6 protein-coding genes and 2 tRNA genes (1 of these 8 cut by a window edge) are annotated in these 7,892 nt (G+C 57.7%); 7 read left to right on the top strand and 1 reads right to left on the bottom strand.

Annotated features, from left to right (window positions below; translation table 11 throughout):
• Positions 1-55: transfer RNA gene (locus RT657_RS11425), tRNA-Gln, on the top strand; it begins 120 nt to the left of the window's first position.
• 27 nt (positions 56-82) lie between these two features.
• Positions 83-157, top strand: a tRNA-Gln gene (locus tag RT657_RS11420).
• A 100-nt stretch (positions 158-257) separates the two neighbouring features.
• Here the strand turns inward: RT657_RS11420 and ubiF are convergent.
• The gene (gene ubiF, locus RT657_RS11415) at positions 258-1,430 is read right to left on the bottom strand and encodes a 3-demethoxyubiquinol 3-hydroxylase (protein WP_313654598.1); all 1,173 of its coding nucleotides are present in this window, start codon (positions 1,428-1,430) and stop codon (positions 258-260) included.
• 172 nt (positions 1,431-1,602) lie between these two features.
• Between ubiF and miaB the strand changes: the two genes are divergently transcribed.
• The 5 genes from miaB to lnt all read left to right on the top strand — a co-directional run bounded on the left by miaB (position 1,603) and on the right by lnt (position 7,260).
• Complete coding sequence (gene miaB, locus RT657_RS11410; RefSeq protein ID WP_128085766.1) at positions 1,603-3,027, top strand: tRNA (N6-isopentenyl adenosine(37)-C2)-methylthiotransferase MiaB; 1,425 nt, start codon at positions 1,603-1,605, stop codon at positions 3,025-3,027.
• Between the two features lie 209 nt (positions 3,028-3,236).
• Positions 3,237-4,298 carry a PhoH family protein gene (locus RT657_RS11405; RefSeq protein ID WP_313654597.1) on the top strand — a complete coding sequence of 354 codons (1,062 nt, stop codon included), beginning with the start codon at positions 3,237-3,239 and terminating at the stop codon, positions 4,296-4,298.
• Positions 4,295-4,768, top strand: coding sequence for an rRNA maturation RNase YbeY (gene ybeY / locus RT657_RS11400; protein ID WP_313654596.1), 474 nt, complete (start codon positions 4,295-4,297; stop codon positions 4,766-4,768). The genes RT657_RS11405 and ybeY overlap by 4 nt, the downstream gene beginning before the upstream one ends.
• 82 nt (positions 4,769-4,850) lie before the next feature.
• Positions 4,851-5,732, top strand: coding sequence for a CNNM family magnesium/cobalt transport protein CorC (gene corC / locus RT657_RS11395; protein ID WP_313654594.1), 882 nt, complete (start codon positions 4,851-4,853; stop codon positions 5,730-5,732).
• Between the two features lie 4 nt (positions 5,733-5,736).
• On the top strand, positions 5,737-7,260 hold the full coding sequence (lnt, locus tag RT657_RS11390) for an apolipoprotein N-acyltransferase (protein ID WP_313654593.1): 1,524 nt from the start codon (positions 5,737-5,739) through the stop codon (positions 7,258-7,260).
• Positions 7,261-7,892: the final 632 nt, after the last annotated feature.

Raw genomic sequence — 7,892 nt, 5'->3', positions numbered from 1 at the left:
AGGCACTGGTTTCTGATACCAGCATTCCGGGGTTCGAATCCCTGCACCCCAGCCATACAAAGACAATTTGATTAACACCTATTGGGGTGTCGCCAAGCGGTAAGGCACTGGTTTCTGATACCAGCATTCCGGGGTTCGAATCCCTGCACCCCAGCCAAATTGCACAACATAGCCCGCTTTTGCGGGCTTTGTTGTTTTTGTGCCTTTGAGAACTGATCTCTGATTCAGGCCCGCCCTGCGGCGAGCCTGAGCCCGCCTTACAATCCCAGCGCGTAACGCAATACCTGCCGTTTCAGCACGCCAGAGTGTTCTGCCGCGATCAGTCCGAGGTTCCGCGCAAACCGCAGCGGCGCAAGCTGGTTACTGAAGGCAAAGTAAAACAGATCCATTCCCCCCTGCATCAGCATATTGTCTTTACGTCGCTGGCGGTGATAGCGCTGCAGCACCCGTTCGGCGGCCCAGTCCTCCGCCCTGCTGCGTGCGCTGACCAGCACATCAATCAGGGCATCAACATCACGGTAGCCCAGGTTCACGCCCTGTCCGGCCAGCGGGTTGATGGTATGGGCCGCATCACCGACCAGCGCCAGGCCTGGCAGGACATACTGTGAAGCATGCCGCCGTACCAGTGGAAAGCCTCCCGCCGCATGCGCTTTGAAGCGCCCCAGCCGCGCCGGGAAATGCGTGACAATCTCTTTTTCCAGCTGGGCCAGCGGCATCGCCTGCAGCTGACGGACTCTGGCAGGCGCGTCATACCAGACCAGCGAGGCCCGGTTGTCATACAGCGGCAAAAAGGCGCGCGGCCCCTGAGGCGTAAAGTGCTGCCAGGTGGCGTCGCCTGCCGGGTGTTCGCAGGTCACGCTGATCAGCAGGCAGGACTGCGCGTAGCTCCAGCCATGAATGCCGATGCCGGCCATCTGGCGAACCTGAGAGTTTGCCCCATCGGCGCCGACCACCAGACGGGTATGCAGCACCACGTTATCGCTGAGATCCAGCCGCCAGCCGCCATTTTCAGGCTGCAGGTTTTCCAGCGTAGTCGGGCAGTAGCAGGTCACGCCCAGCGACTGCATCTCTTCCCATAGCGCCCGCTGGAGCACACTGTTCTCCACCATAAAGCCCAGCTCGGGCAGTCCCAGCGAGGCTGCATCAAAACTCACCTGCGCCGTCTGCCACTCCCAGGTTTCCAGTTTGCGATAGGGCGCACTGCGCATCGCCTCAACCCGGGACCAGATGTTAAGTTGCTTCAGTAGCGCCACCGAAGCCGAGCCAATCGCCGAAATTCGCAGATCGGCATCGCTCTCTGGATCGAAAGGGGCGGGTTCGGCCCGTTCAACCACTGCCACGCGAAAATGTTGCTGTGTCAGTCCACAGGCCAGCGCGGCACCGACCATGCCACCGCCGACAATCACCACATCAAACTGATTATCCTGCATTGCTAATGTCCCTCTCTTAAGCCCGACCGCCAGCGCAATACGGGTCTGAATAAAGCAAAGTGTACCGGAAAACCCGAGTGCTGGCAGAAAAGCCCTTGGGCTGGTCACCACAGCATCAAAGCATTACAATGTGCGCCCCGCACTTCACTGCACTGAATCAATGGCTAGCGCGATGACAAAAAAACTGCATATCAAAACCTGGGGATGTCAGATGAATGAATATGATTCATCCAAGATGTCTGATCTGCTGAACAGTACGCACGGCTATACGCTGACCGAGGTCCCTGAAGAGGCGGATATTCTGCTGCTCAACACCTGCTCTATTCGCGAGAAGGCGCAGGAAAAAGTGTTCCACCTGCTGGGACGCTGGCGAAAACTGAAAGAGCGTAACCCGGATGTGATTATCGGTGTAGGCGGCTGCGTTGCCTCACAGGAGGGCGACCACATCCGCCAGCGTGCGCCCTGCGTGGATATTGTGTTTGGTCCACAGACTCTCCACCGCCTGCCGGAAATGATCAACACCGTGCGTGGCAGCAAAAGCCCGGTGGTGGATATCAGCTTCCCGGAAATCGAAAAATTTGACCGTCTGCCGGAGCCACGGGCGGAAGGCCCGACCGCCTTCGTATCAATCATGGAAGGCTGCAACAAATATTGTACGTTCTGCGTGGTGCCCTACACCCGTGGCGAAGAGGTGAGCCGTCCCAGCGACGATATTCTGCTGGAGATTGCGCAGCTGGCGGCGCAGGGTGTACGCGAAGTTAACCTGTTAGGTCAGAACGTCAACGCTTATCGCGGCGCCACCTTTGATGGGGAGATCTGTACCTTCGCAGAACTGCTGCGTCTGGTCGCCGCGATTGACGGTATCGACCGTATTCGTTTCACCACCAGCCACCCGATTGAGTTCACCGATGACATTATTGATGTTTATCGTGATACGCCGGAACTGGTGAGCTTCCTGCATCTGCCGGTGCAGAGTGGTTCAGACCGCATTCTGACGCTGATGAAGCGTGCACATACCGCGCTGGAGTATAAGGCGATAATCCGCAAGCTGCGCGCGGCGCGGCCGGATATTGAGATCAGCTCCGACTTCATCATCGGTTTCCCGGGTGAAACCCAGCAGGATTTTGAGCAGACCATGAAGCTTATCGGCGAGATTAATTTCGACGTCAGCTTCAGCTTTGTTTACTCGGCCCGTCCCGGCACGCCAGCCGCTGACCTGCCGGATGATGTCAGCGAAGAAGAGAAAAAGCAGCGTCTGTGGATCCTGCAGGAGCGAATCAACCAGCAGGCGCAGGCGATCAGTCGCCGTATGCTCGGCACCGTGCAGCGTATTCTGGTGGAAGGCATCTCCCGCAAGAACGTTATGGAAGTCTCCGGCCGCACCGAAAACAACCGCGTGGTCAACTTTGAAGGCTCGCCTGAGATGATCGGCCGTTTTGTGGATGTGGAGATTGTTGATGTCTACACCAACTCCCTGCGCGGCCGGCTGGTCAGAACCGAAGAGGAGATGGGACTGCGCATGGCACAGAGCCCGGCGTCGGTAATTGCCCGTACCCGCAAAGAAAACGACATCGGCGTCGCCCTCTTCCAGCCGTGATACCGGCTTTACTGTGCGGCAGCGCGCATCGCGTTGCCGCCAGTTTCACTCTGCACCACTTGGTTTCCGGACGTGTTGCCCAAATATCTCTCCTTAAGCTTGCGCCCCGGCGTTACGGCATAAATAATTTCGTTATGGTGCATCCGGTTAAGACCCGCGATGCGTCAGACTCATCCCCTAACTGGCCCTGAGGGACCCAAAGGATTCGTTTGAATATCGAAACTCGTGAAATCGCCCTTGAACCGGCTGATAACCGTCGTCTGATGAGCCTGTGCGGGCCTTTTGACGACAATGTGAAACAGCTTGAGCGTCGTCTGGGTATTGAAATCAACCGTCGCGACAATGTCTTTAAGCTGGTGGGACGTGTGCTCAGCGTCAATGCCGCAGCCGATATTCTGAAAACCCTGTATGTCGACACTGCCCCTGTGCGCGGTGAAATCCCGGATATCGAGCCTGACCAGATTCATCTGGCAATCAAAGAGAGCCGTGTGCTGGAGCAGACCGCCGAGAGCGTGCCGGAGTACGGTAAAGCGGTCAACATTAAGACCAAACGCGGCGTGATAAAGCCACGCACGCCGAATCAGGCTCAGTACATTGCGAATGTGCTCGACCACGACATTACCTTCGGCGTTGGCCCGGCGGGGACCGGTAAAACCTATCTGGCGGTTGCAGCGGCCGTGGACGCGCTGGAACGTCAGGAGATCCGCCGTATTTTGCTGACCCGTCCTGCAGTCGAGGCGGGCGAAAAGCTCGGCTTCCTGCCGGGCGATCTGAGTCAGAAGGTCGATCCCTATCTGCGTCCGCTCTACGATGCGCTGTTTGAAATGCTGGGCTTCGAGCGGGTCGAGAAGCTGATGGAGCGCAACGTTATTGAAGTGGCGCCGCTGGCCTATATGCGCGGCCGTACGCTGAACGACGCGTTCATCATCCTCGATGAGAGCCAGAACACCACTATCGAGCAGATGAAGATGTTCCTGACGCGTATTGGCTTTAACTCCAAAGCGGTCATCACTGGCGACGTCACCCAGATTGACCTGCCGCGTCACGTTAAATCGGGGCTGCGACACGCTATTGAGGTGCTGGCGGACGTTGAAGAGATCAGCTTCAACTTCTTCCATAGTGAAGACGTGGTGCGTCACCCGGTCGTTGCCCGCATAGTCAACGCCTATGAAGCCTGGGAAGCGGCCGATCAGACCCGCCGTGATCAGCAGGCCGAAGAACGTAAACGCGAAGCGCTGGCGGCACAGAGCGCCCCGCAGGAGAACAAATGAGCGAGGTCATTCTCGACCTGCAGGTCGCCTGTGAAAACAGCGCTGACCTGCCAGATGAAAGCCAGTTTCACCGCTGGCTGACCGCGGCTGTCACCCCTTTCCAGCCCGAAAGCGAAGTAACCGTGCGTCTGGTGGATGAAGCGGAAAGCCATGAACTGAACCTGACTTACCGTGGCAAAGATAAACCGACTAACGTCCTCTCTTTCCCGTTTGAAGCACCGCCCGGGGTTGAGCTGCCTCTGCTGGGCGACCTGATCATCTGCCGACAGGTCGTGGAGCAGGAAGCTGCCGAACAGGGTAAGCACGTCGAAGCCCACTGGGCGCACATGGTGGTACACGGCACGCTGCATCTGCTGGGTTACGACCATATCGACGACGACGAAGCCGACGAGATGGAAGGCCTGGAGACCGAGATAATGCTTGCTCTCGGTTATCCTGATCCGTACATTTCGGAGAAAGACGACGCCTGAGTACTGAACACAGGCCATCCGGCTGTCGGTCCCGGTGACTGACAGCCCCCTTTCCTCACCAGAGAGATCTTTAAAAACCGCCATGAGCGACGACCATTCTCAAAACAGCGATGCACCCAGTAGTAAAAAGGGATTTTTTTCCCTGTTGATTAACCAGCTTTTTCACGGTGAACCCAAAAACCGTGATGAGCTACTGGAGCTGATCCGCGACTCAAATCATAAAGAGCTGATTGACCAGGACACCCGCGATATGCTCGAAGGGGTACTGGATATTGCGGAGCAGCGTGTGCGTGACATCATGATCCCGCGCTCGCAGATGATTACCCTGAAACGGAATCAGAATCTCGAAGAGTGCCTGGAGGTCATTATCGACTCCGCTCACTCCCGCTTCCCAGTGATCAGTGAAGATAAAGATCATGTGGAAGGGATTCTGATGGCAAAAGATCTGCTGCCGTTTATGAGCAGCGAGTCTGAGCCTTTCAGCATTGAAAAAGTGCTGCGTCCCGCCGTCGTGGTGCCGGAAAGTAAGCGTGTTGATCGGATGCTGAAAGAGTTTCGTTCACAGCGTTACCACATGGCAATCGTGATTGATGAGTTTGGCGGTGTCTCCGGTCTGGTGACCATCGAAGACATCCTGGAGCTGATTGTCGGTGAAATCGAAGATGAGTATGACGATGAAGAAGATCGTGATATCCGCCAGCTCAACCGCCACACCTTCACAGTGCGCGCCCTGACCGCCATTGAAGATTTCAATGAGGTGTTCGGCACGCAGTTCAGTGATGATGAGGTCGACACCATTGGTGGTCTGGTGATGCAGGGCTTCGGCCATCTGCCCGCTCGCGGTGAAAACATCGAGATTGAGGGGTACCAGTTCAAGGTGGCGATGGCGGACAGCCGCCGTATCATCCAGGTGCACGTGACTATTCCGGAAAATTCGCCACAACCTCAACTGGAAGACGAATAAGTCTATGGCTTTAGCCTCACTCTACCTGCGCCAGCGGGTTCGCCTGCTGCTGGCTGTATTAACGGGTGCCGCAGGCACCCTTGCCTTCTCCCCCTATGATTTCTGGCCCGCCGCCCTGCTTTCGCTGTGCGGGTTGCAGCTGCTGACCCTGAACCGTTCCAGTCCGCAGGCCACGGCCATCGGCTTTTTCTGGGGCGTGGGACTGTTCGGCACCGGCATCAACTGGGTCTATGTCAGTGTCGCCACCTTCGGCGGCATGCCCGGGCCGGTTAATGTCTTTATCGTGGCGCTGCTGGCGGCCTATCTGTCCCTCTATCCGGCGCTGTTTGCCGGCATCCTGAACCGCCTGTGGCCGCGCACGACGCTGTGGCGTCTGGCGCTGGCGGCACCGGCACTGTGGCAGATCACCGAGTTCCTGCGCGGCTGGGTGCTGACCGGCTTTCCGTGGCTGCAGTTTGGTTACAGTCAGATCGACGGTCCGCTAAAAGGCCTCGCGCCGCTGGCGGGGGTAGAGACCCTGACGTTTCTGCTGATGGTGGTCGCGGGCCTGCTGGCGTATGCCCTGCAGCAGCGCAACCTCAGAAGTCTGGTCGCCGCGCTGCTGCTGCTGGCGCTGCCGTGGCCGTTACGCTACATCCAGTGGGTTCAGCCGCTACCCGGACGTGCTGTCGAGGTGGCGCTGGTGCAGGGCAATATCCCGCAATCGATGAAGTGGGACCCGCAGCAGCTGCGCAATACTCTGCAGATTTATACGGGTCTGAGCCAGCCACTGATTGGCAAAGCGCCAATGATCATCTGGCCAGAGTCGGCAATTACCGATCTGGAGAGCAATCAGCAGCCGTTTCTGCGTTCGCTGGATGACGACCTGCGCGCGGGCGGCAGTTCGCTGGTCACGGGTATTGTCGATTCCCGGCTGGAGCAGAACCGTTATCACGATTACAACACCGTTATCGTGCTGGGCAGTAAGACGCCTTATAACTACTTCAGCGACAATCGTTACCAGAAAAACCATCTGGTGCCATTTGGCGAATTTGTGCCGCTGGCCGATCTGCTGCGTCCGCTAGCCCCGTTCTTTGATCTGCCGATGTCCGCCTTCAGTCGGGGTAACTATCTTCAGCCACAGCTTCGCGTTGCAGGCTATAACCTGACCAGCGCTATCTGTTATGAGATCGTACTGGGTGAACAGGTCCGGGCTAACTTCCGGCCTGACACCAGCTTCCTGCTGACCGTCTCAAACGATGCCTGGTTTGGTCATTCAATCGGCCCGTGGCAGCACTACCAGATGGCAAGAATGCGGGCGCTGGAACTGGGTCGTCCGCTATTACGCAGCACCAACAACGGTGTAACCGCGGTAGTCAACGCGCAGGGCGATACTGAGGCAATGCTGCCACAGTTCACCCGCGACGTGCTGACCCGTAAGGTTACGCCAACCGAAGGCGTAACCCCCTATGCGCGCGCGGGACTCTGGCCGGTATGGTCACTGACGCTGCTGGCGGCGCTGGTTGCCCTGCTGCGCAGGCGCCGCTAACGGGTCAGATTCGAAGCCGGCTGTGCAATGCAGCCGGCGAAGCCCATCTCATCAGCGCGGAAAAGGTAATAACGGCTATCCCTGACATACCTGTCCGGCGCATTACGCTTCTTATCCCTGGCAAACCTTTCCCGCGCATTACGCTTCTTATCTCTGAGGTGCGCCCGCTGCCGGACCAATGCGTTGCGGTGTTCAAAAACGCGTCCGCCGCTGTTGTCCATAGCACGAAGCACTTTTCCTCTCTGCCCGTGCCCCCTGCGCAGCATCAGCACCAGCAACGGCGTAACGGCTGTGGTTAACGCGCAGGGCGATACCGAGGGGATGCCTGCCGCAGTTCACCCGCGACGTGCTGACCCGCAAGGTGACGCCAACCGAGGGCGTAACCCTCCTATGCGCGTGCGGGACTCTGCTGCGCGTTCAACCCCCGGCCCTGCAGCCAGATTCATCCCTACCGGGCTTACCTGTTTGTGAGGCACCGCTTTTTTACTTCCCGATATATCCTGCTTTTCCGACCGCAGACTCTGCTGTCTTTTCCGGGCTGCATCGCTTTCTGGCACGATGATTGCTAAATATTTCACTGTTTTTCGCTATACGGCGGATGGCAGGCACTGACGCCTGACCGGTTGCACCAA

The organism is Pantoea sp., assembly GCF_032114055.1.
In the GTDB taxonomy this organism is placed as follows: Bacteria; Pseudomonadota; Gammaproteobacteria; order Enterobacterales; family Enterobacteriaceae; genus Pantoea.
Note: the sequence above shows the minus strand (reverse complement) of the source record. Positions and strands in the feature narration are given on the sequence as shown.